General features: G+C 35.7%; 16 protein-coding genes. 12 read left to right on the top strand and 4 right to left on the bottom strand.

Annotated elements, in window-relative coordinates:
• Positions 1–107: 107 nt before the first annotated feature.
• Entirely contained in the window at positions 108–1,019 is a 912-nt protein-coding gene (locus ACMA47_RS00150) for a helix-turn-helix domain-containing protein (protein WP_413928154.1), read from the bottom strand.
• 20 nt (positions 1,020–1,039) lie between these two features.
• Positions 1,040–1,465 (bottom strand): DoxX family protein, encoded by a 426-nt coding sequence (locus ACMA47_RS00145; protein WP_413928153.1) that lies wholly within the window; start codon positions 1,463–1,465, stop codon positions 1,040–1,042.
• A gap of 77 nt (positions 1,466–1,542) precedes the next feature.
• Between ACMA47_RS00145 and ACMA47_RS00140 the strand changes: the two genes are divergently transcribed.
• From ACMA47_RS00140 to ACMA47_RS00110, 7 genes are all read left to right on the top strand, one after another.
• On the top strand, positions 1,543–3,006 hold the full coding sequence (locus ACMA47_RS00140; protein ID WP_413928152.1) for a PLP-dependent aminotransferase family protein: 1,464 nt from the start codon (positions 1,543–1,545) through the stop codon (positions 3,004–3,006).
• 546 nt (positions 3,007–3,552) lie between these two features.
• Entirely contained in the window at positions 3,553–5,175 is a 1,623-nt protein-coding gene (locus tag ACMA47_RS00135) for a T9SS type A sorting domain-containing protein (RefSeq protein WP_413928151.1), read from the top strand.
• Between the two features lie 2 nt (positions 5,176–5,177).
• Complete coding sequence (locus ACMA47_RS00130; protein WP_413928150.1) at positions 5,178–9,104, top strand: DUF5977 domain-containing protein; 3,927 nt, start codon at positions 5,178–5,180, stop codon at positions 9,102–9,104.
• A 6-nt stretch (positions 9,105–9,110) separates the two neighbouring features.
• Entirely contained in the window at positions 9,111–12,713 is a 3,603-nt protein-coding gene (locus ACMA47_RS00125) for a DUF6443 domain-containing protein (protein ID WP_413928149.1), read from the top strand.
• On the top strand, positions 12,695–13,036 hold the full coding sequence (locus ACMA47_RS00120; RefSeq protein WP_413928148.1) for a hypothetical protein: 342 nt from the start codon (positions 12,695–12,697) through the stop codon (positions 13,034–13,036). The genes ACMA47_RS00125 and ACMA47_RS00120 overlap by 19 nt, the downstream gene beginning before the upstream one ends.
• Positions 13,037–13,441: 405 nt before the next feature.
• Positions 13,442–13,627 (top strand): hypothetical protein, encoded by a 186-nt coding sequence (locus tag ACMA47_RS00115; protein ID WP_413928147.1) that lies wholly within the window; start codon positions 13,442–13,444, stop codon positions 13,625–13,627.
• Between the two features lie 77 nt (positions 13,628–13,704).
• Positions 13,705–14,070 carry a VOC family protein gene (locus tag ACMA47_RS00110; RefSeq protein ID WP_413928146.1) on the top strand — a complete coding sequence of 122 codons (366 nt, stop codon included), beginning with the start codon at positions 13,705–13,707 and terminating at the stop codon, positions 14,068–14,070.
• A gap of 291 nt (positions 14,071–14,361) precedes the next feature.
• On the opposite strand, the gene ACMA47_RS00105 is transcribed toward ACMA47_RS00110, so the two are convergent.
• Complete coding sequence (locus ACMA47_RS00105; protein ID WP_413928145.1) at positions 14,362–17,415, bottom strand: DNA polymerase III subunit alpha; 3,054 nt, start codon at positions 17,413–17,415, stop codon at positions 14,362–14,364.
• Between the two features lie 7 nt (positions 17,416–17,422).
• Positions 17,423–18,565: a DNA polymerase IV gene (gene dinB / locus ACMA47_RS00100; protein ID WP_413928144.1), complete on the bottom strand. Its 1,143-nt coding sequence runs from the start codon at positions 18,563–18,565 to the stop codon at positions 17,423–17,425.
• A gap of 61 nt (positions 18,566–18,626) precedes the next feature.
• On the opposite strand from dinB, the gene ACMA47_RS00095 reads away from it, so the two are divergent.
• The 5 genes from ACMA47_RS00095 to ACMA47_RS00075 all read left to right on the top strand — a co-directional run bounded on the left by ACMA47_RS00095 (position 18,627) and on the right by ACMA47_RS00075 (position 24,000).
• Positions 18,627–19,403 (top strand): XRE family transcriptional regulator, encoded by a 777-nt coding sequence (locus ACMA47_RS00095; RefSeq protein WP_413928143.1) that lies wholly within the window; start codon positions 18,627–18,629, stop codon positions 19,401–19,403.
• Between the two features lie 123 nt (positions 19,404–19,526).
• Entirely contained in the window at positions 19,527–20,135 is a 609-nt protein-coding gene (locus tag ACMA47_RS00090; RefSeq protein WP_413928142.1) for an alpha-ketoglutarate-dependent dioxygenase AlkB family protein, read from the top strand.
• Positions 20,136–20,275: 140 nt separating this feature from the next.
• A complete protein-coding gene (locus ACMA47_RS00085; RefSeq protein ID WP_413928141.1) occupies positions 20,276–21,706 on the top strand; it encodes an exodeoxyribonuclease VII large subunit in 1,431 nt (476 codons plus the stop codon).
• Positions 21,707–22,183: 477 nt separating this feature from the next.
• The gene (locus ACMA47_RS00080) at positions 22,184–22,471 is read left to right on the top strand and encodes a helix-turn-helix domain-containing protein (protein WP_062672350.1); all 288 of its coding nucleotides are present in this window, start codon (positions 22,184–22,186) and stop codon (positions 22,469–22,471) included.
• 92 nt (positions 22,472–22,563) lie between these two features.
• Complete coding sequence (locus tag ACMA47_RS00075) at positions 22,564–24,000, top strand: DUF3945 domain-containing protein (protein WP_413928140.1); 1,437 nt, start codon at positions 22,564–22,566, stop codon at positions 23,998–24,000.
• Positions 24,001–24,003: the final 3 nt, after the last annotated feature.

Raw genomic sequence — 24,003 nt, 5'->3', positions numbered from 1 at the left:
GATGTGTCTGAGAGGCTGTAATTATTCTTCGGTTTCAGTAAATAATTTAAACCTTGGGCACTTCTGATGGGTAAAAGGTAAGGGTACTGTTTAAGCAGTACCCTTCTTTAATTGTGACTATACGAATTTCTCGAACGCATTTCGCATGGAGGTATACTATAATGCTTTTTAAAGAAGCGATTGAAATTCGAAAGATGTTCAAATCCTAAACAGTAGGCTATCTGACTGATATCCCAATGTGTCGACAGTAAAAGTGATTTTGCTTCTCTTGCCGTCCTGTCAGCTATTAATGCTGTTGTATTTTTACCCAAAGCCTTTTTTAATGTCTTATTAAGATGGTTGACATGGATCATTAGTTGGTCAGCATAATCTTGAGGACATCTCAAGGATATTGTCTGGTTGGGTAAATCAATTTTGTATTGCTGATCCAATAAGTCGTTGAATAATGAACAAATACGTTCTGTAGAATTAGATATTTTAGAGCTTTGGATCTGTGGATTGACTTTTAAGGCCTCATGAATTATAATATGGATATAGTTTCTTAGAATATCATATTTTTTCATATAATCCGATTGGGCTTCACGTATTATATTATCAAATAGAGTTTTTAAGTAAAACGTCTGTTCATCAGAAATCGTAAAAATCTTGGTTGAACCACTGTCAAAAAAAGGCTGTGATGCCAATCGCTGAGTTTTTAGAGAAAGGTCAATAAACTCATGATTAAAGGCACACACATATCCCATTTGAAGTTCTGATACGGAATACCACTCCCATTGCACATCAGGTTTCATAAATACAAGGACATTTCCTTTGACAGGAATTTCATTTCCTGATACCGATAAAATACCTTCATTACCGCTAATTAATGTAATAGCATACAATTCATGCATTTCATTGCTTAAAAGGAAAGGATTGTCTGAGTTACTTCTTCCTATTTTATAAGCATTAAATTGTTCATGATGTAAAATAGAAGGATTAAAATGCGATGGGAAATTTTCTGTTGAAATCTTATTGATCATACAAGTAAAATAATATTAATTTAAGCGACTTTTTTATTGATAACCTGATCCAGGCTCCATTTGTAATCCGAAATAGTAGCCAATAGAAAAGAAGCTGTACAGTCTACAAATACACTATAATCGAATGCACTTCTTAATCCGAATGAATAACTCATTGTTAGAGCAAATAGGAGAGTTAATCCGGTAGCTCCAAAGGCAGCGAATCTGGTTTTGAATCCTAATATTAGCATCAGACCAATCAATATTTCAATTACAGTAGCTGCAACAGCTAAAAACGGAATTAATTCTTTTGCTGCAAAAGAATTAACTGAGGCTGTATATTCCAGAAACTCATTCCATCCCGAACCATCCTGCCACAAACCTAGCCTTGCAGCAACAGCTGATAAGAATGTAAATCCAAGTCCTAATCTCAATAATAGAGATGCAATGGTTGATTTTGAATCCATTGGTTTAAATTTTTTGTAAATTTATATCTTTGTTGGATTATTAAAATAATCCAGTTTTAATTAATTGCCTAATCCAGATGGAAGATTTTCAAGATTTTATTACAATAGATAAATCATCAGATGCACCAGTTTATCTGCAGATTACCAATGCAATAATTCAGCAAATAAAGCATGGAAGATTGAGGGAGGGAAGAAAAATGCCAAGTTCCAGAAATTTAGCTGAATTATTATCTGTCAATAGGATGACTGTCGTAGCGGCATATGAGGAACTGCAGGCACAGGGTTGGATTATACAGCACCCTAGAAAAGGAAGTTTTGTACATAATGAATTGCCGGTTGTACAACCTGAATCAATTTCAGATCATCATGAAATTGCTGTAAATTCGAATAAGACCCCATTATTATTCAATAATAGCTTAGTTGAGTCCTATCACGAAACTGACATTAAAAGGGGACAGCTGGTATTAGATGACGGATTCCCTGATACACGCCTTGCACCTATTGAAGAATTAACACGCTCCATGAAGAGCATCTTTAAAAGAGCAGGGTATAGTAAATATCTAAACTATGGATCAACAAAAGGAAATGATGTATTGAGAAAAGTTTTATCGGCAAATCTAAATGATACCAGAGGACTTCCGGTTGAAGAAAACAATCTGTTGATTACACGGGGAGCAACCATGGGAATCTATCTGACAGCGAGAATAATTGGCAGGCCTGGAGATGATATCATTATGAGTGAGCCAGGTTTTCATTTAGCACGAAAAATATTTGAACAGCTGGAACTTACTATCAATAAGGTAAATGTTGATCATAATGGGATTGATGTCGAATGTATTGAAAAGATCTGCAAAACAAAAAATATCCGGTTTGTTTATATTGTTCCACATCATCATTTTCCAACTACAGTTACTCTTTCCCTTGACCGAAGAATCAAGTTGTTAGAATTGTCACATCGATATAATTTTACGATTATTGAAGATGATTACGATTACGACTTTCATTACTCAAGAAATCCTATCATGCCTATGGCAAGCATCGACACAAGCAGTAAAGTGATCTATATCGGAACATTAACCAAGACCTTGGTTCCTTCGATCAGGATTGGTTTTTTAGCGGCCAGTGAGGATTTTGTTGAACATGCAGCTTCCTACAGAAATCTGATTGATTTTCAGGGTGACGGTTTTTTAGAAGCTGCCATTGCGGAACTTTATCGTGATGGCACGATTGCAAGACATATTAAGAAGTCTGTAAAAACATACAGAGAAAGGAGAGACCATTTTTGCGAGCTGCTGAAAAGAGAATTAGGAGATAAGATAAGTTTTACAATTCCTAATGGAGGAATGTCGGTATGGGTAAAATTTAAAAATACTGACTTGAGAAAGCTTTCAGTGGAAGCGCACTCTAAAGGATTGGAAATCAACGATGGCTCTAAATATGACAGTGTTGGAAACCCATGTGATTCTCTTCGTCTTGGTTTTGCCAGTCTGAATTTTGCAGAACAGATAAAGGCTGTTGCAATTTTGAAAAGTTGTTTATAGTAAAGAGCCTTTTCACTGATCCATTTAATTATTATAAATCAGAAAACATCTTTTTTAAAAGAACAACATTTTACTTTTCTTGGCTATTCTAACCATAAAGAACGCAGAATACAATTGCAGAAATTCCTCCTTTTAAATTAGAAATCATAAATGCATATGCATACGTTTTATCTGTCTCGTGTTCAAACCTGCAGAAAAATGGAGGGATGATTTGTGAGACATTCTATGAATAATAATAGTTTTTTAGAAAATTGAAATATTTTTATTCACTTTCTAAAAGAATAAAACAAATAGTGCTAACTGTTTTCAATTAGCGCTGGTTGGCTTTTGATCTCAAGAAAAATTTATCTTCAAACACTTTTATCGATGATTGGGTTCGATTAAGCTCAATTAGAATTCAGATATTTTATACTCCCATATTCTGCTTCTGGAGGATACTTAATACCTTAATTTAGTTTTTAATGTTAATATTAACTTAAAGAATAAATAACACTTTGTTTCCTTACTTATTTCGATATTGTAATACTTTCGATCGCAAAAAAACTAATGCGGAAACTCTTTTTGAATGTATGTGTATTGTACACAGGTCTTTGTATGTCTGCTCAGGAAGTGGTATGGCAGAAAGACCACAAATCTTCTACTCAGGATTTCCTGAGTCAAGTTACCACAACCATTGATCAGCAGTATCTAATCACTGGAAGCTCTATTCAAATCAACAATCAACAAGCTTCAGGCAGTAAGCAAAACAACGGCTATGATTTTCATCTGGTAAAATTGAACCAACAAGGAGAAGAGGCATGGGAAAAATACTTCTCAGGATCAAACCATGATTATTTATCATCAACTGTTACCACACAGGATGGTGGATTTCTGTTAACCGGAACTTCCTTTTCTGGAAAAGGATTAGACAAAAAAGATGATGCCAAAGGAGGTTCAGATATCTGGCTGATTAGAATCAATGAATTTGGTGATGAATTATGGCAGAAAACTCTGGGAAGTTCTTCTGATGAAGAAGCAAGAGCTGTTATCCAAACTACCGATTTAGGATTCTTTGTCGCAGGGAATGTTCAAAACTCCCCTAAAGGTTACGGTTCCAAAGATTTATGGATCGTCAGACTTGATAAAAATGGAAAAGAAATTTCCCAATTAATTTTAGGTGGCAAAGGTTTAGACGAAGTGGAGAAGATGATTCCAACGAGAGATGGAGGAGCTTTACTGGGAATCTACTCAAGAAGTTCATCTTTTAAAACGAGTAATCAACAATCAACGGCCAATACTAATACTCTGACTAACAAATCTGAAACCCGCAGTCTGGTATCTGCAATATCAAAACAAAGCGACAACTTCGGTGAAGGTGACTATTGGGTTGTCAAGTTAGATAAAACCGGAAAAGTAGAATGGGAAAAGAACTTTGGAGGTAAAGGAGATGATCATATCAGGACATTGGCTTTAACTTCAAATGGTTTCATCATTGGTGGAGAATCCAGATCGGAAAGATCAGGAAACAAAACAGTAGGGATTGAACAAGGAACAGATCTGTGGCTGATTGCTCTCAATGAAAGAGGTGATGAGCAGTGGCAGAAATCCTACAATTTTAAAAATAGAGATGTACTGATGGGGATGAGCGTGCTTCACTCTGCAGATGATACATCTTCTAAAGGAATTCTATTAGGAGGCTACACGCAGGCAGAAGGAAGAATACAAACTGATGATGAAACTTTCTGGATGTTATACCTTGATCATAATGGAAATGAACAGTGGAGGAAACATGTTAAGGGAGAATCCAAAAAGAAGGAAGAGAGACTTTTCGATTTGAAACTCAACAGAGACGGATCCATTATTCTTGCTGGAACCAGTGCTGAGGAACTTGGTAAAGAAAACTGGAAGATTGTAAAGCTGGGAGATAAACAGGTTGATCAACTCATTGAAAAATATGACATCAAGATTTACCCAAATCCAGTATCTGATTATGCATATGTAGAAATCGGCTTTGATTTTAAAGAGGCTGATATTCTGTTATATGATATGAGTGGAAGACAGCTTCAGATTGTAAAAACCAAAAATAGAGTAACTAAAATCAATACGCAGACTTTGGTCCAGGGAGCCTATCTGGTGACGATAAAAACTGATACGAATAAAACGGCGAATGCAAAATTGATCAAGAAATAACCATGAAAAAATACTTTTTTATATTTTTAATTCTATCTTTCTGTTTTACTTACGGGCAAAAAGAGAAGGCAAAGAAAGAATCAGATACCATTAAGGTTCTTGCAAAAACAACGACTACAGTAAATAATTCTACCAATAAAGATGATTATCTGGCGAAAGCTTTTACTGTTACGACTCCTGAAGTTTCACAATTAATTAAATCTGAGCTCATTCCGATTAATTATGCTACCGGCAGAGCAGAATATTCTATTCCTATTTTTGAAGTTAAAGAAGGAAATATTAGTGTACCGGTAATGTTAAAATACTCATCAAATGGAGTGAAGGTAAATCAGGAAAGCACAAATGTTGGATTAGATTGGGTTTTAATAGCAGGCGGTAATGTGACAAAGTTTGTTAATGATATTGATGATAATAAATATAGAGTCAACCAGAATTCAAGTAATTATCCCCGTGCAGAGTGGGATGAACCTTCATTAACATGGATCACAGTGTATGATGCATCTTCTGATTGGGGGCAATATGTAAGTAAAAAAGGACGACTGGTTAACGATAGTGATGTTGAATTTATGCCGGACTCCAAAATTACTGCGTCATCTTCAAATTACGAGCAATATGCTGATATGGGGGCAGACACTTTTTTTGCTGTGGCACCCGGATTAAATTCCAAATTTTACTTAAATAAAAAATCAAATCAGGATGGTAATTGGGATACAAGATTTAGTACATACGGTTATAGGGGGCACGAATTAGATGGATTTGGCAACAGAATTTATGTCAACAAGTATGATAAGTTTGACATAAGTAATGTTCCCAATAAAGGATGGATGGGATGGAACACTGTTTTTCCTACAGAATGTAGTATGAAATTGGGTAATCTTGATAATTATGCTACACAGAATAATTATTCATTGTTAAGAAATAATGCTAAAGATTATGATCAGTTTCAGATCATCAACGCGTATGGAAATGTATATTCATTTAAAACAAACGATGTCAACATAAGTTCTACTACAGAGTTTCCTTTCACAGGTTTTACAGATTCATCCCCTGAAAGTCCCAAAAGTCAAATGTCAATATGCAAGCTTATCTTAAAAAATAACTATAATATTGATATTAATACGTGGAATCTCGATTCTATACTTGACGTTACTTCCAATAAAAAAGTCACTTTTACCTATAAAGAGTTCCAGCAGTCCCAGACTAAGCTTAAGGATCTTGATAAAGGTAAAGTAATTTTAAGTTCATATATTATTAACTACGGAAATGGGAGCAGTATTATCAGTTATCCCGGAGGTGGTATTTCACCGGTAGATTATACTAACAATAAATATGCTCAAAATACCGTATATCATTATGTAGAAGAAATTAACTGGAGTGAGGGTAAGGTAAAGTTTTTCTATGATTTTACCAGATCTGATGCTTTTGATGATAATAATAATGTAGCTCCTAAACGGGCACTTTCTCAAATCATTGTTTATGATATTAACGGACAGATTGTTAAAAAGGTAAAATTAAACTATGGTTATTTCAAAAATACACAAATTTCAAGTGATCTGGATTTAAGATTAAGATTAGATGATGTTGCATTTTATGATAAAGATGATACCTTTCTCTACAATTATAAGCTTGAATATAATGCTGTTCCGATGCCTTCCAAAGGAACTTCTGAGGCTACAAAAAATTATAGAGATCTTTTCGGTAATTTTAAACAGCAGTCGACCGGAACATTTCCTAAAACATATTATCAAATTATAAATCAGAAGTTCAAATTTGATAACCTTCCCTTTAATGGAACCACTTTTTTATATGGTGATATAGACATGACGCCGGACAATCAAGCCTCTATAGGAATGCTGAATCGGATCACAACTCCAACAGGTGGATATTTCCAGTTTGTGTATGAAATGAATAGGTTTCTTTTGAATGGCCAGGAGCAGCTGGGTGGTGGAGTCAGAGTGAAAGAACAAAAGATACTTGATGGTTATACGGCCAGGACAATTAAGTATAAATATCTGAATGATAGTGGTGCATCATCGGGTACTATTGGAAGTATACCTTCTATGGTTACTAATAGAATTGGGGGATGGTATGACAGTGTCAGCAATTCAGGTGTTGCTTCTTACCCGGCGGTATATCTGTCACAACAGAATATGCCCGAAACTGATGACGGAAGTTTTGTTATTTATGAAAAAGTGACTGAAGAAGAAACCGGGAAAGGAAAGCAAGTGTTTTCTTTTACAGGATTTAATAATTATCCTAATATTTATCCCCACACTGAAGATCATACAGGTGGTGTTTATGGAAGTAGTCTTATGGCGATTGAAAATTATTTCAAAAACCGCAGCCATTTAAGAGCAAAGTTGATTAACAAAGAGATTTACGGTGAAGGAGCAACTTTTCCAATGCAAACAGAAACCTATATTTACAAAATCGGGAAGGATGTTAGTACGGATTTTAATGTATACTTTTCTAACTCATATATTTTTAAACCAGCCTGGAATCTGATTATTGATAATACTCCAGAAAATCTTATTTTATACAAGAAGATTAACCGGAATAATTATTTAAGTACCAATAACTTTAATGAAGAGCAGGTCACAAAAGAATATTTTGGAGCTAATCCAGTTTTAAATAATGGTGTACCAATATCGTACAATTATCAGGAACCTTTTTTTCTCCCAACAAAAGAGAAGATAACTCATTTTGATGGAAGCATTACAGAAAACTCTTTTGCTTATCCTTTGACACAGGGAATGCAATACTTAATTAATTTAAATATTGTTGCTAATTCACAACTTCAAAGTTCAATAAAGAAAAAGAATGAAACGGACCAGGGAAAAATTATATCAACAGTATATAAGAATTTTCCATCAAGCCAGGCTGATGCAGATTTGAAAACAGCAGGACTCCCATTACCTTACGCCGATCTTTCTACCAATATCCTTATTAATTCGCCAGTAGTTCAAATGACGTATGATAAGTTTGACAGCAAAGGGAATTTACAACAATTTACAAACAGGGAAGGTATACCGACTACTGTTATCTGGGGATATAATCAGACAAAACCCATCGCTAAAATAGATGGAGCCAAATTATCAGATATTGATCCTTCTCTTATTAATAGCATTGTGAGTGCTTCAAATAATGACGCTCTTGCTTTGCCAAACAATGATGAGACGGCATTATTAAGTGCTTTAGATAATTTTAGGGGTAATTCTGCTTTTGCAGCATATCAGGTAACGACCTATACCCATGATCCTTTGGTAGGGCTTAGAAGTATTACGATGCCCTCTGGAACGAGAGATAGTTATATTTATGATAATGCATTAAGGCTTCAGAAAATAAAAGACAGATCAGGTAAAACTGTAAAAGAGTATAAATATGGTTATGTACCTACAGTTTACTATTATAACACTTCCAAAAGCCAGTCATTTTCGAAAAATAATTGTACCCAGTCAGGGGCAACTCCAGCACCTATCGTTTATACAGTACCTGCAGGAAAATACTCTTCCACAATAAGCCAGGCAGTGGTAGATCAAACAGCCCTTGATGATATTGCCGCTAATGGTCAATATTACGCTAATGCCAATGGTTTATGTAACTCTACAACATACTGTAGTCTTTCATTCAATACATCTATAGGAATTTCAGGGGGAGGAAGTGCTTCTGTTACTACTAACGGAATGTATAAGGTAAGTTTTGGTTTTTCCTCGGGATCAAACTCGGTCAATTTGCCTTGGACTACAACGGGAGTAAAAGTAGCTGACATCGTAGGCAACTGCAGGCCAACATCAGACTATTCATCTTATAACGGGCAGGTGTATTATACAATTAAAACCAATGGGGAGGTTATAATACGAAGACATTTGGGAGTTTCCACACCCAATAATACTTCCTATAATTATGAGCTATTCTTTCCAGTAAACTAACTCACCATGAAAAAAACTCTGATTTTATTATGTATGCTGCTTTTGGTAGGTACATTATATGCACAAACACAAACTTTACCCAGCAGCAACGAAAATTATATTTATACTAAGAACTATCTTGACTATCCTGCTTCTGGTGATCCTAAGGTTGCTGAAACAGTTCAGTACTTTGATAAATTAGGAAGACCTAAGCAGCTGATTAATGTAAAAGCAACTCCGCAGGGTAAAGATTTGGTGACACCGATCAATTATGATGAATTTGGAAGACAAGTGGATTCATGGCTTCCCTCACCAATGAATACCCTAAATGGAGGCATTCAGTCAGGCGTTAATTCGAATGCTACAAATTATTATGGAGATAATTTTCCATTTACGCACAAAAATGTTGAAGCTTCTCCAATAGAAAGGGCTTTATCAAATGTACAACCGGGACTGGCCTGGCAAAACCATCACGTTAATTTTAAATATCAGGCTAATATTCTGGACGATCATGTGGCCAGGTTTGTGACAACCACAACTGTAACAGACAATACTACCTATTCAAAGGTTGTCTTGGAAAATGAGTATGCGGTAAATCAGTTATATAAAAGCATAATAACTGATGAGGACGGAAATAAATCGGTGCAATTTACAAATGGATCCGGAAACATAATTCTGCTTCGTAAGATATCCCAGGATGATGAAAATGCAGATACGTACTACGTTTATAATGAATTTAATCAGCTGGCTTATATTATTCCACCTAAAGCAGTTTTAGATTTTTTTAATGCATATGGAACGGGAAATAATGTCGAATTTCCGGAATTAATCCTAAATGATCTTTGCTATCAATATCGTTACGATGGAGTAAACAGGCTTGTGGAAAAAAAGCTTCCTGGAAAAGGGTGGCAGTATATGGTGTATGATAAACAAAACAGATTAGTACTGGCTCAGGATGCAAACCTTGGAGTTGCTAAACAATGGATGTTTACAAAATATGACCAATTCAGCAGAATTGTTTATAAAGGAATTTATACAAGTGCACAGGTCTATGGTAGCCAGGGGAGGATTTTTGAACAAAATACGCTCAACACCTTCACAAACAACAATACATTAAGACAGGCTTCTATAGGGTTTAGTAGTGCAGGAATGGAAGTCTATTATCCGGCCAATACTAGCTATCCAAATGTTAATTTTAAATTACTCAGCGTAAATTATTATGATTCCTATCCGCCGTATAGTTTTAATCCGACACCTCCACCGAACTCGGTTACGGATAATGTTGCTGATGTTAATAATACCAAAGGACTTGGTTTATTAACATTACTAAAAAATATTGAGAATGATAACTGGACAAGAAATTATTCTTATTATGATATGAAAGGTAGAGAAATCGGAACCTATTCTATCAATCATTTAGGAGGTTATACATCAACAGAGTCTGTACTTGACTTTTCGGGAGCAGTAAAACAAACCATTGTAAAGCACAAAAGGCTGAATACTGATACGGAAAAGATGATTAAAGAAACGTTTGAATACGATTCGCAAAACAGACTACTTGTACATAAGCATAAGGTTGATAATAATACAGAAGAGGTACTGACTCAAAATATATATAACGAAATTTCCCAGCTGTCAAGTAAAAAAGTCGGAGGGGTAGGAATTTCTAATCCTCTCCAGACAATAGATTATCAATACAACATCCGGGGCTGGATGACAAAGATAAATGACCCCGATAATCTTATAAATGGGAAATTATTTGGCTACTCCATTAAATATCAGAATCCCGCAGATACTGAAACATATGCAATTTTTAACGGAAATATTTCTGAAATCGACTGGAAAACACAAAGTGATAATATTTTAAGAAGATATGATTTTTCTTATGATACTTTAAACAGATTTGCATTTGGGCGTTTCACCACTCCAGGGGCTACAGTCATTGAAAATAATTTTTATAATGAATGGGCAGATTATGATATTGGAGGCAATATCAGAAGTTTAAGCAGATATCAGAAATCATACAATAATCAACCCGTTCTTATAGATAAGTTAACGTACACTTACACAGGTAACAGGTTGGCTTCTGTCAAAGATAATTCAGGTAATTACAGCGGATATCCTGATAGTTCCGGAAATACAATTGGATATGATCTCAATGGAAATATGACAGATCAGAAAGATAGAGGAATACTGGATATCGATTATAACCATCTCGATCTGGCAGATAAGTTTACTTTCGATCAGACCTATGTTGTAAAGGATTTGTTTTTAGGAGATCTTATTAAAAATGTTTCAACTCAGTACCTTTATAGATCGGATGGAGTAAAGCTAAACAAAAAATATACTTACGGAGTAGGTAAAAATAGTACGGAGTCTTCCACGGTGACGGATTATCTGGATGGTTTTCAGTATGAAGTGCAGGGGAATACAGCACAATTATTTCCTCCGGTTTTAAAATTCATTCCCACGGCTGAAGGATACTATAATTTTGAAAATAACAAATATGTATATAATTACTCAGATCACTTAGGAAATGTGAGGCTTAGCTATACAAGCAACGTGACAGGCGGAGTACAGATTATTGAAGAAAACAACTATTATCCTTTTGGTTTAAAGCACCGCGGTTATAATGATGGCGTTGGAAATTCTTCATATCAATACAAATATAATGGAAAGGAACTTCAGGAAGAATCCGGAATGTATGACTATGGAGCAAGAATGTATATGCCTGAAATTGGTAGATGGGGTGTGCTGGATCCATTGGCTGAAAAAATGACAAGGCTAAATCCTTACAATTATGCCTTTGATAATCCGGTAAACTTTATTGACCCGGACGGAAGAGAAGGAGCTGGCTGGGGTTATAGAAATGGAGCATGGGTGTTTTTGCCGGGAATGCAGCAGGGCGATGAAGAATATACGAAACGAGGTTTCACGGATTTCCGTCCTGACGGAAGTGTTGTAGATAATGTTGTCATTACCAACAGTTCTGAACAGAATACAGGGCATACTTACTTAGGATTTAATGGAGAGGCAAAATATGTTACTCAGGGCTCAACTTTGGGAACAACAATTCCACTTACTGTAGGCTGGGGAAACACGGGAGTTGGAACAGGCACAGGTACTATAGCAGGCACAGGAGCTGGGCTTTCCTTATTAACAATACTTGCTTCAGCTGCAGCAATCTGGACACTGCATGGAGATGCAGCAGTAGATACTCCTGCAGATGAACCTGAAGATTTAAATAACTTATATTTGTATAGGAATATGAGAAGCGTTGGAGGACTTCCCGAATTAGGAAGCTCTCTTAACACTCTAGGAATAAGAAATAAGGATATGTCTAATAATATCTTTGGTGAAATAAAAGCTGATACAGATTATGTTTACGGCAGTTCAGGAATGGGAATGTCAGTGACCCCAGGATATGGAAATGTTGTTCCGTTTGTGGAGTATGCTAGTCCTAAGACAACTTTATTCAGAATAAAAGCCACAGATGTATACAGATCCGGATTAGGTATTAATGTAGATAAAATCAACCATGCAAATATAACGCCGGTCGGAAGAATCATGTTACATCAGTTTAGAACCCAAATACAAGCTACAGCACCATTATGGAAACCAGTAAAATAACAGAAGTAAATCATATTATAGATATTTATTTGAATTTTGAATCCCTTTCAACTATTGATGAAGAGCAATATAAAAAAGTAGTAATTGAATTTTTTAAACAGCTAGATCAATTAAAGAAGAAGGGAATACATAATGATAATGAGCTTACTCGTTTTATAAGTGAGAAGTATTCAGAGATATCAGAAAAATTTGAAGAAAATCCTATCTATGAAGAAAGGATTCAGACGATCTTTCCAGAAATAAGTGAGTATTGCTCACCACCTTATTTTTGGAATACTCCACTGAATGATTATATGAAAAATAAATGGGGATTAATTGTTTAGTGATATTGATCTACAACTATAATTCCAAGCAGAACTAAAATTATTTTCTACTAAATTGTCCAATACCCTCCCAAAAATGAGAGGGTATTTTTACATATATAAAGTAAAGTAGAACTCAATAGTATTGTTATCTTGACATCCCTATATGGTACGGCTAAATTTCCGGCCATTCCTTTGAACTCCTTAAATTAGATGGATCAAATATTTTGAACTCAAAAATTGAAGACAAACTATTATGAGTGGAGCTGTACTTTATTTATATTTTCCCGATCAGTTAAAGAATATTTTTATCCAAACGGCTTAATTTTTGCAATTTTTTTAACCGCTGGGATATTAATCATATGATGGTAGTTAACAAATAGAAAAGATAACGAAAGAAAATATTTAACATCAAAAAATATTGTTATGAACGTTAAACGCACATTTGGAACAATACTGACTGTTTTAGGAATCGCAGGTTTGATTTATACAGGATATGAATTGATTAGTAAAAGCTCGGCTTATACAACATTAGGTGTGATCGGAGTTTTAGGGCTGATATTCTTTTTTTCGGGGATAAGTCTTGTCAAAAATACAAAAGACGAAGCTTAATTATTTTGTTTTAAAGAAGATTGAAGGTAGCAGGTCAAAAATATTTTGACAGAAATATTTATGCAATTATTTAAAAAATGGCAGATATGGATTTAAAAATATTATCAATCGTTTGGGGAGTAGTAGATATGGATAGAGCAATTGCCTTTTGGAGTGAAGCTTTAAACTATAAAATGAAATATGAACAAGAGGCAGACTTTGCCATTTTAATACCAAAAGATGGTGATGGAATACAGTTATCATTAAAATTAACAAGTTCTAAAGAACCAAAGAGACACCATATAGATCTTATAACCGATAACCAGAATAAAGAAGTGGAACGGCTTGTTAGTATTGGTGCTTCAAAGGTAAAGGGATGGAATTATGAACAGGATGCAGACTATGTTGTACTTCTGGATCCTGAAGGTAATTCATTTTGTATTATACAACGGAATATGAAATGATATTATAGATTGATATCGCTATGTCAGCTTTTTCCTAAATTAGTAATCAATACAGCATCAGAGTTTGTATGATTAATGATGAAAACAAAAGATAGACTGAAGTATCTGAGAATACACTTAAGCCTTCTCAAGACCCCAAAAAATATATGGTAGATCTCCTTTATATACTTCTAAAAGCGTTAAAGTGGCTGTATTAATTGGAATTGTGACTGGCTTTGCCACAATTGCGTTAAAAAACGGCATAGCAGATAAGAGCAATAAGAGTATTGACTAATGATTATATGTATTCTCCTATAGAATTTTCTGTCTTGGTAATCCTATTTCATGTTCTTGCGGATAAGGCTTTCGCCAGGTCATACTGACATCCTCATGCAGATTACGTTGAGCTTCCAAGGACTTTTCTTTATCCATAGAATATCTTGGATCCGGAATAAAAGGCATTTTAGCCATTTTATGAATAGTAACAGTAGGAAAGTGAAAATCTACTTCTACCGTTCCCAATAAGAGATAGCAACCACCACCCTGAAAAGGATATTCTTCAAGGCAGTTGGGAAAATGAGCGGTATCAAAATATTCTCCTTGAGCATCAACCCAGGTTCCGAAATACATTGTTCCTTTCTTTGTTGGTACATGCTTTCGTGAAATAAGATAAGCAAGCATCTTAACCTGACATTTATGAAACTTCAATAAATCTTTTACTAAAACAGAACCTCTGTATCTGGTCTGTAACAAATCAAAGGGACTGAATGAAACGGGGAAGCCTAATATTTCTATTTCATCAAATGCATCTTCAAAGCGGTTTCTTTCTATAGAAGGAAGCTGATAATCTTTCTGTGGCTCCTCCAGTAATGTGGGATGTCTAAATACAATTTTATTATTTCCCAAAATAAACCTTGATTCAATCAGCAGTTCATGTTTTTGTTTTCCAGTAAAGCGGAATGCTCCGATAAAGATTAAAATTTGCAATGTTTCGATACCGATAGGAATTCTCTTAATAAAATTTTCCAGGGAAGTATAATTTCCATTTTGAGCTCTTTCTTCAGGAATCAGCTGTGCTAACCTCGTTTCCAGTTTTTCAATATGCATCAATCCCAAATAAACCTCTGAACCATACACCGTTGTCTGATATTCACTTAGATTAACACAGGGATTATGGATAGAGGCTCCTGACATTCTTGCTTCATGAATATAAACTTCTGTTCTGTAAAACCCACCGCCGTTATTGATGGCAGAAACCATAAATTCGATAGGATAGTAGATCTTAAGGTATAAACTCTGATAGCTTTCAACGGCATAAGAAGCAGAATGAGCTTTACAGAATGAGTATCCTGCAAAAGATTCAATCTGCCGGTATACTTCCATGGATAATTGTTCAGGATGTCCCAGATTTTTACAGGATTCAAAGAAGTTGTCTTTTACTTTCTGTAATGCAGATAAAGACCGGCCTTTACCACTCATGGCTCTTCTCAGTACGTCACCATCAGGAGCAGATAATCCTCCGAAATGCAGCGCAATTTTGATAACATCCTCCTGGTAAACCATAATACCATATGTTTCCCCTAATTCCTTTTCAAAAACCTCATGAAAGTATTCAAATTTTGTGGGATTATTATGTCTGAAAATATACTCCCGCATCATTCCGCTTTGAGCCACTCCAGGTCGGATAATGGAAGAGGCGGCGACCAATACTTTATAATTATCACATTTAAGTCTTCGAAGTAATCCCCTCATAGCAGGAGATTCAATATAAAAACAGCCAATGGTTTTTCCGGAACTTAAGAATTCATTGCACCTGGCTTCATCTTTTGAGAGAGAGGTATCCCGGATATCGATATCAATTCCTCTTTTTTCTTTAACCAGCTTTACCGTATCGTTAATGGTACCTAACCCTCTTTGTGAAAGAATATCAAATTTTTCAAGACCAATTTCTTCGGCGGTATACATATCGAACTGTACGATCGGAAAACCTTTGGGAGGCATTTCGAGTGCAGAATAATTGGTTATCGGCTCTTCTGATATAAGGATTCCACACGAGTGCATGCTTCTCTGATTAGGAAACTTTTCCAACAATTTTCCGTAGTAATGAACCTGTCTGGATACCGAATTAGTATCATGTTCCTGAATCGGTTTTGTTGCCAGTATATCCAGTTCCTCTTTCGGAAGTCCAAAGACTTTTCCTATTTCGCGGAAAATAGAACGGTATTTAAATTCCACATTGGTTCCGCAGAAGGCAACATGATCCTTACCATATTTATCAAAAATATATTCCAAGATGATATCTCTGGTCTGCCAGCTCCAATCTATGTCAAAATCGGGTGGTGTTTTACGGTTGAGGTTTAAAAACCTCTCAAAATACAGGTCCAGTTCCAAAGGACATATATCAGTAATACCAATGCAGTAGCTGACAATGGAATTGGCACCGCTGCCTCTTCCTACATGCATAAATCCCATCCGGTTGCTGTATTGTATAATATCCCAGGTGATCAGAAAATAAGCACAGAAATTAAGCTGGTCAATAACTCCTAACTCTTTATCCACTCTTGCTTTTGCCTGCAGATTATCATGGGAATACCTTTTAGAGAGCCCCTGATAGGCTAACATTTTTAAAAGCTTAGAATCATTTTCCCTGCTGTCTGTGAAATGCTTTTTATTTTTGGGTGTTGAAAAATCAAAATCAAAATAGCAGCTATTGACAATGTACTTTGTATTTTCAATAATCTGTGGCTCATGGTAAAATTGAGCCAGAAGCTCTTTTTTATCAGTAAATATTTCATTGTCCTTACAGTAATCAGCTTCTGTAAGCTTACTGATCAAAGTATTATGATCAATAGCTCTTAATATCTTATGAAGTTCATATTCTTCAGAAGTGGTAAAGGTAACCGGATGAAGAATGACCATTTTATAGATTAACTTTTTCAATCCCGGTTGAATCAAAAAGTTTAATTGGTCCTGCCTGATGCCTATAAATTCATGATCTGCTAATTTTTCAGGAATATTCTCTAATGGATAAATGACAAGAGTATCTGTAAAATCAGGATTGGCTTTAGGAATTTCTATCCCTTCACAGTTATATGCGGTTAAAAGTCTGTTGACTTCTGCAATGCTTTTTTGGTTTTTCGCCAGACAGATATAATACAGTTCATCCTGAACCCGTATTTCCACTCCTACGATCGGTTTGATATGATGATCCTGACAAAGTTTATAGAAATCATAAATCCCCGTAATGGTATTGATATCGGTAAGAGCCAGAGTTTTAATATTAAACCGTACGGCCTGCTCAACCAGTTCTTTAATAGAAATGGTTCCATACCTTAGGCTGTGATAAGAATGACAATTCAGAAACATCTATTAATTATTTTAGTAAACCCGAGGCTCTTCCTACACTTGAGGTTCCAAACCTGTTCTTGATTTTATCCATTGTCTGATACAGAGATATCAACTCTTCCGTATCTTCAAAGAGATCCATTTGATGGCACCCGTGAACCAGTCCGGTAAACTTTACGCCAACCAGCCTTATTCTCATACGTCTGGTATATACTTTTTTAAAGAGTTCTAAAACATACCTGAGCAGGGTATGGTCAGCTGAGGTGTAAGGAATCCTGCATTGTTTGGTTTCAGTATCAAAATTGGAATACCGGAGTTTTACCACCACTACCGATACCAGCCATTTCTCTGCCCGGAGTTGGTAACAGAGTTTTTCAACCATTGCTGAGAGTATACTTTGAATACCCTGAATATCGATGCTGTCCTGAGCAAAAGTATCTTCTGTAGAAATGGATTTTCGTTCCGAATAGGGAACCACAGGATTTTCGTCAATTCCGTGTGCTTTTTTCCAAAGTTCATTTCCATTTTTACCAATCAGCTGCTGAAGAACGTCAACAGGCATTTCTGAAAGCGTTTGTATCGTTCTGATCCCCAGTCTGGAGAGCAGCTGAAAAGTAACATCGCCAACCATAGGAATTTTCTTTACTGAAAGCGGGTTTAAAAACGGCTGTATGTCAGATTGTTTCACTTCTAATCTTCCGGTTGGCTTGGATTCTCCGGTTCCGATTTTGGATACGGTTTTATTGGTGGATAAAGCAAAACTTATGGGTAATCCTGTGTTTTTCTGTACGCTTTCTGCTATTTCATGAGTCCATTTATAACATCCAAAAAACTGATCCATACCGGATAAATCCAGATAAAATTCATCAATACTTGCTTTTTCGAGAACAGGAACTTTTTCCTGAATAATCTCCGTTACCATATGAGACATATTGGAATACATTTCCATATCTCCCTTAATGACTTTAGCTTCGGGGCATAGCCGCAAAGCCATTTTGATGGGCATGGCACTCCTGACTCCGAAAAAGCGGGTTTCATAAGAGCAGGATGCCACTACACCACGATCTCCACCTCCTATGATCACAGGCTTATTCTCCAGTTCAGAGTTTTTCAGCCTTTCACAGGAAACAAAGAACGTATCCAAATCCATATGTACAATTGCTCTTTCCATGTTACAAAATTAGTTACGTTTTGAAACAAATTTTGTATTTTTGTTGTCTAAAATTGTAACAATGTCAAAATTCTCTGATAACATCGTGTTTTTGAGAGGAAAGAAAAATATGACTCAGCAAGAGCTGGCAGATCTATTAATTCTTACCCGATCCAGATATGTTGCCTATGAATATGGTAGAACAGAACCGCCTATTGAAATATTGCTTAGAATTTCAAAATTCTATAACATCAGCGTCGACCTGCTGTTGACTGTAGATGTTCGAAAATTTTCTATCGATGAAATCATGGAGCTTCCTGAAAACAGGATCGTTCTGCCTATAAGGGTTGATCAGGATGGAAACAATCAGATAGAGATTATTCCCCAAAAAGCGTCTATGGGCTATTTGAATGGCTATGGAGATCCGGAATATATAGAAAATCTGGAGACCATATCATTACCTTTTTTAAAAGGAGGCAAGTTCAGGGCATTTCCAGCTGACGGAGATTCCATGCCACCCTATAAGAATGGAACCTATATTGTGGGAAAATATGTAGAAAATCTTTCGGATTTGAAAACGGACAGAACGTATGTTTTCATTACCACCAATGATGGTATCAGTTATAAAAGGTTTCAGTTTCATGAAGCCGATGGTATATGGGTGAAGGCTGACAATCAATTTTATGAGCCCTATAAAATTCCATTGCCTGAGATTAAAGAAATCTGGGAATTTGCCTGTAGTATAAATACCAAAGAATATGAGCCTGATGAATTTTCAGAACATCATATTCAAAACTTTATCACAGAAATTAAAACCGATATCAAACAGATCAAAGAAAAAATGGGAGATAAGAATTGAATTCATTTTGAGTACATGGCATAATCAAAAAACTTCCCCGAAGGGAAGCAAAAAACACAAATGATGAAAAAAATCCCGAAGTAACGGGATATTACTAAGATAAATATTTTAATTTAAAGTTAAATGACCCAGCTGAGTTTATTTGATGTCGAAGAGTTCTATGAATTTCCAAAAGATCTTTTGGAATACAGAGAGAATTTCCTGAGCCGGGAAGAAGCAGACCTTCTTAGAAACAAATTATTAAATACTGCGCCCTGGGAACAGCGTACCCAGAAAATGTACGATAAGATGGTACTTACTCCACGGTTGACCGCTTGGTATGGAGATTCAAAATACAACGATTCCGAAGAAAATAAAAAGCCAACAAATCCATGGACTCCTGAATTGTTCTCTTTAAAACAAAGAATTGAAAAGGAATTTGGCTGTCAGTTCAATGGTGTTCTGCTAAACCTGTATCGTGACCATAATGATTCCGTCGCCTGGCATCTGGATAAGGAAAGCCGTTATGGTAAACGTCCCGTCATTGCATCCATCAGTCTTGGACAAACCAGAAACTTTGATTTCAGAAAAAAAGACCACCACCAAAGCAAATACAGTCTTCCTCTTCCTCACGGCTGCTTATTGATCATGAAAGGTAATCTTCAGGAAGAGTGGGAGCACAGGATTGCCAAATCAAACGTACCTATGAAAGAACGGATTAATCTAACGTTCAGGTTAATTCAAAATCTTTAATTTTTATTAAGCTAAATACAATGACTGCAACGAGAGTCAACCATCACTTTGTTAATAAAAGTAATAATAACCATAATATGAGGCATGCTATATTCTATAAAATAGCAATAACTTTAGCATCATTTAATTTTTGAGGAAGTATGCAGGGAAATGAACCCACTTATCAGATTTATTCTCCGGGATCAGTATTGGGACTGTTTAGCAATGCATTAAAGCTTAATGTTACCGTTAATCTAATTTATCTTAAGGGAAGATATTCCTTTGGCGGAGGAAAATCCTATGGGAATTATTACTATGATCATCTGTTTTCAGAATCAGATACTATTTCTATTGGTGTGAGAATATCAGCATTACTGAGAAGTAAAATTGAAAACAATGATATCTATACGCTTAGAGGGTATATTGAGAAAAGCATTAAAAACTCATCTGTAGAATTGCGTTTCGTTGTAGATGAAATTATCCAGCAAGAGGAACGGGCAATTTCAGAAGAAGAACTACAGAGATATGAACTCATCCAGAAAAAGCTTGAAAAAGGATCCAAAGATCTTGAGTCCATAATCAGAAATAAACTTCTCAAAGATGAGCCAGTCAGAATTGCTAATATTTATGGAAATAATGCAATCGTACAAAAAGACTTTGCAGAGGGATTGGACATTTCACAGAAGTACTTCCAGGTCTCGGAATATAGCTGCAGTATCACTTCATCAACATCTATTTCTGAAAAACTGGAGGAGGTTTCTGAATCAGGGTATGACATTATTGCACTTGTAAGGGGAGGAGGCGACCGGCAAAGCATGGAAGTTTTCAATGATATAGTTCTTTCAGAATTATTTATTGCTCTGGAAGCTGTCACTGTAACGGCAATAGGTCATACAGTAGATGAAACTCTGCTGGATAAGCTGGCTGATAAAAGATTTCATCTACCGCATGATTATGGAGCTGGTCTTCATTCCATTGTGGAAAAACTATCCCATGAAAAATCAAATTCACGGGCATTACTGATTGATGAAGTTAAAAAGGATGTGGGTAAACAGTTTGCAGAGCAGGTACTGACACTGGAGAAGCAACTTAAAAAGAAAAATGATGAATTCACCGAAGCTCAGAAGACCTTTAAACAACAATCTGAAAATCAGGTAAAAGCTTTTACGGAGCAGCTTAAGGTTCGTAATGAAGAGGTAGAGAAATTAAAGAAAGATCTTTCAGAGAAACACGGTGAGCAGGTAAAAACCTTAACAGATCAACTCTCAAAAAGAACTGAAGAATTTCAAAAGTTTCAGGAGTCTTCGGCAAAACAGGTTCAGGAAATGCAGAAGAACTTTGCCGACCAGCAGAAAGAGAGACAACAGGAGATTGAAAACTATAATAAGGAACTTGCTGGATTGCATGAAAAAAATTTACAGGCAGCTATTAATGAAAAAACGGCTTCTTTAAAGGCGGGAATGGAATCTTTACAGCAGGAAAATACAAGACTAAATACTGAAATAAAGAACAGCAAAACGGATTATATGAAGATTGCAGTTGCAGCTATAGCAGCTTTGATCATAGGTTTTATATTGGCAAAGGTTCTGTAAAGCTGTTCTATTAATCTTCCATTTTAAGGACGACCAATCCTAATTATAATAAAAAACCTCCCGCATGACCAGGAGGCAAAAAATGTTCTTTGTTAAACATTCTAAAAACAATTAAATATACAATTATTTCTCAAAAATTAGTATCTTTAATCAGAAATGTTTTGAATATCCTGCTGTTGATATTTCTATTACATTTAATCAAAAGTCAGCGAAAATTGCCCCCTACTTAATCATGCTACCTCTCATTTATGAGAGGTTTTATTTTTTCCTTTTCCCAAAAAAGTATCTAAAAAAGTTCTGCTGATTGCCAATATTCTTTCTGCCTGCTTGTAATTTATCATACCACTGATAATCAAAAACTCTTAATTTTTTATTGATACATGAAAATTTCTTTTTCGTTACTATGAAAAAGTAGTGATTTTATATCATTCCTGTTGTTCAATTTTACATCACCAACAAATCATAAAAATCACAGTTATGAATATTGAGAGAACAGAATTTATAGCCTGGATGGATAGAATCATGGAAAGATTTGATCTATTAAAAGAACAGATGATTAAGAACCAGTCCAGATTTATAGAAATAGACGGGGAGCAGCTTTTGGACAACCAGGATGTTTTACAGCTTTTAAAAATAAGCTCCAGATCATTACAGCGATACCGAACGGATAAAAAGCTGCCTTACTATACCATCAGCGGAAAGCTGTATTATAAGCTTTCAGATGTTCATCAACTGATCAGAGAGAGTTTAAGCTCTTCATTATGATCAAGACTTTAGCAGCCAAATCCGTTATTATAATTCCAAATTTTATCAATTTGTGATCGAGTAAATACCTTCATTCCATTAAATAAGATATAATGGAAGATGAAATAATAAACTCTCAGGAAACCGGTGAAATCAAACCGGCAAAAGATACATTACTTGTTTTGAACACTCATACCAATCAGGTAGAAATGGTAAAAGGAGTTGATCAGGAAGGCAATCTTCAAAAGGTTTCTCCACTAGAAAAAAATGAAAATGACCAATTGATCAAAGTTGATAAGCATGGAGATATTTTCTCTAATTTCTTTTCCAACTTTTACCGACAACTCAAAAATCCAACACGCTTCAGTTTTTTCAAGGTTTCAGAATATGATGCTGTCAATACCGCCAAGGATCTTCAAAAATATGTTGATCAGGCATCCCCCGAAGAAAAAGAAAGGCTGAAAGACTACGAAGTTTTACCTAAACACAACAATAATCCCAAAAATCAAAATACAATGAACAACAACACAGAAAATCAGGAATATCGTTTTCAGCCGGAACAGATCGACTGGAAAACGATGGAAAAGTTCGGACTTAATCAGGAGAAGCTTGAAAAGATGGATGCTATGGATTCACTACTCAGAGGTTTTAAAACCAATACATTGATTCCTATTACCATTAATCTGGGAACGGCAGTTAGCAAAATGGATGTCCGGTTATCCCTTCAAACAGGAGATACAGGACAGCTTGCCGTCCATTTGCATGGCATCCGCAAAGAGCCTAATCTCAATATGAAATTTCTCGGGCATGAGTTCAGTGATCAGGACAAAAAGAACCTGAAGGAGACCGGTAATATGGGAAGGGTAGTAAATCTGGTCAATCCAAAAACCGATGAAATCATTCCATCAGTCATCAGCCGAGACAGGCTTACCAATGAGCTTGTTGCGTATCGAGCGGAGTATATGAAAATTCCTGATGAAATCAAAGGAATAAAACTTGATGAACATCAGAAACAAACTTTACTGGAAGGAGGACCATTGTATCTTGAAGGGATGATTTCCAAAAAAGGAGAGTCTTTCGATGCCACTGTACAATTCAATGCAGATAAGCGGTATGTAGAATTTCTGTTTGGCAATAACCAAGCGCCACAACAAAGCCAACAGCCATCACAACTTCCGGCTCAAGAAGCACCCAAAGTATTCAGAGGAAAAGAACTGGACGATTCACAGTATGAAAAATTTAAAGCCGGGCAAACCGTGTACGTTGACGGTCTTACCGATGCTAAAGGTAAAGCTTATCAAGGTTATATTACCTTCAACAAAGAAACTTCCAAAACAGACTTTTCATTCACTCATCCTAATAAGCTCAAAGAAGGGGCAAAACCTACAGAAGATCATAAAACTCAAACTGCGGTTAATTCTCAAGGTAAAACCAATGAAGCTACTAAAAATGTGAAAGAACCTTTAGAATCAAAACAGCAGCAGCCTGTCAATAAGCAACAAGAAGATCAGCAAAAAAAGGTTAGAAAACCAAGAAGACAAAAACTATAATCA

The sequence above is a fragment of the Chryseobacterium sp. T20 genome, from assembly GCF_047345655.1.
Taxonomy (GTDB): Bacteria; Bacteroidota; Bacteroidia; order Flavobacteriales; family Weeksellaceae; genus Chryseobacterium.
Note: the sequence above shows the minus strand (reverse complement) of the source record. Positions and strands in the feature narration are given on the sequence as shown.

Excerpts from the sequence above, each read along its gene's own strand:
- ACMA47_RS00145 (WP_413928153.1), bottom strand. The coding sequence starts at position 1,465 with ATGGATTCAAAATCAACCATTGCATCTCTATTATTGAGATTAGGACTT.
- ACMA47_RS00130 (WP_413928150.1), top strand. The coding sequence starts at position 5,178 with ATGAAAAAATACTTTTTTATATTTTTAATTCTATCTTTCTGTTTTACT.
- ACMA47_RS00110 (WP_413928146.1), top strand. The coding sequence starts at position 13,705 with ATGGCAGATATGGATTTAAAAATATTATCAATCGTTTGGGGAGTAGTA.
- ACMA47_RS00095 (WP_413928143.1), top strand. The coding sequence starts at position 18,627 with ATGTCAAAATTCTCTGATAACATCGTGTTTTTGAGAGGAAAGAAAAAT.
- ACMA47_RS00125 (WP_413928149.1), top strand. The coding sequence starts at position 9,111 with ATGAAAAAAACTCTGATTTTATTATGTATGCTGCTTTTGGTAGGTACA.
- ACMA47_RS00080 (WP_062672350.1), top strand. The coding sequence starts at position 22,184 with ATGAATATTGAGAGAACAGAATTTATAGCCTGGATGGATAGAATCATG.
- ACMA47_RS00090 (WP_413928142.1), top strand. The coding sequence starts at position 19,527 with ATGACCCAGCTGAGTTTATTTGATGTCGAAGAGTTCTATGAATTTCCA.
- ACMA47_RS00140 (WP_413928152.1), top strand. The coding sequence starts at position 1,543 with ATGGAAGATTTTCAAGATTTTATTACAATAGATAAATCATCAGATGCA.
- ACMA47_RS00105 (WP_413928145.1), bottom strand. The coding sequence starts at position 17,415 with ATGTTTCTGAATTGTCATTCTTATCACAGCCTAAGGTATGGAACCATT.
- ACMA47_RS00085 (WP_413928141.1), top strand. The coding sequence starts at position 20,276 with ATGCAGGGAAATGAACCCACTTATCAGATTTATTCTCCGGGATCAGTA.
- ACMA47_RS00075 (WP_413928140.1), top strand. The coding sequence starts at position 22,564 with ATGGAAGATGAAATAATAAACTCTCAGGAAACCGGTGAAATCAAACCG.
- ACMA47_RS00150 (WP_413928154.1), bottom strand. The coding sequence starts at position 1,019 with ATGATCAATAAGATTTCAACAGAAAATTTCCCATCGCATTTTAATCCT.
- ACMA47_RS00120 (WP_413928148.1), top strand. The coding sequence starts at position 12,695 with ATGGAAACCAGTAAAATAACAGAAGTAAATCATATTATAGATATTTAT.
- ACMA47_RS00115 (WP_413928147.1), top strand. The coding sequence starts at position 13,442 with ATGAACGTTAAACGCACATTTGGAACAATACTGACTGTTTTAGGAATC.
- ACMA47_RS00135 (WP_413928151.1), top strand. The coding sequence starts at position 3,553 with ATGCGGAAACTCTTTTTGAATGTATGTGTATTGTACACAGGTCTTTGT.
- dinB (WP_413928144.1), bottom strand. The coding sequence starts at position 18,565 with ATGGAAAGAGCAATTGTACATATGGATTTGGATACGTTCTTTGTTTCC.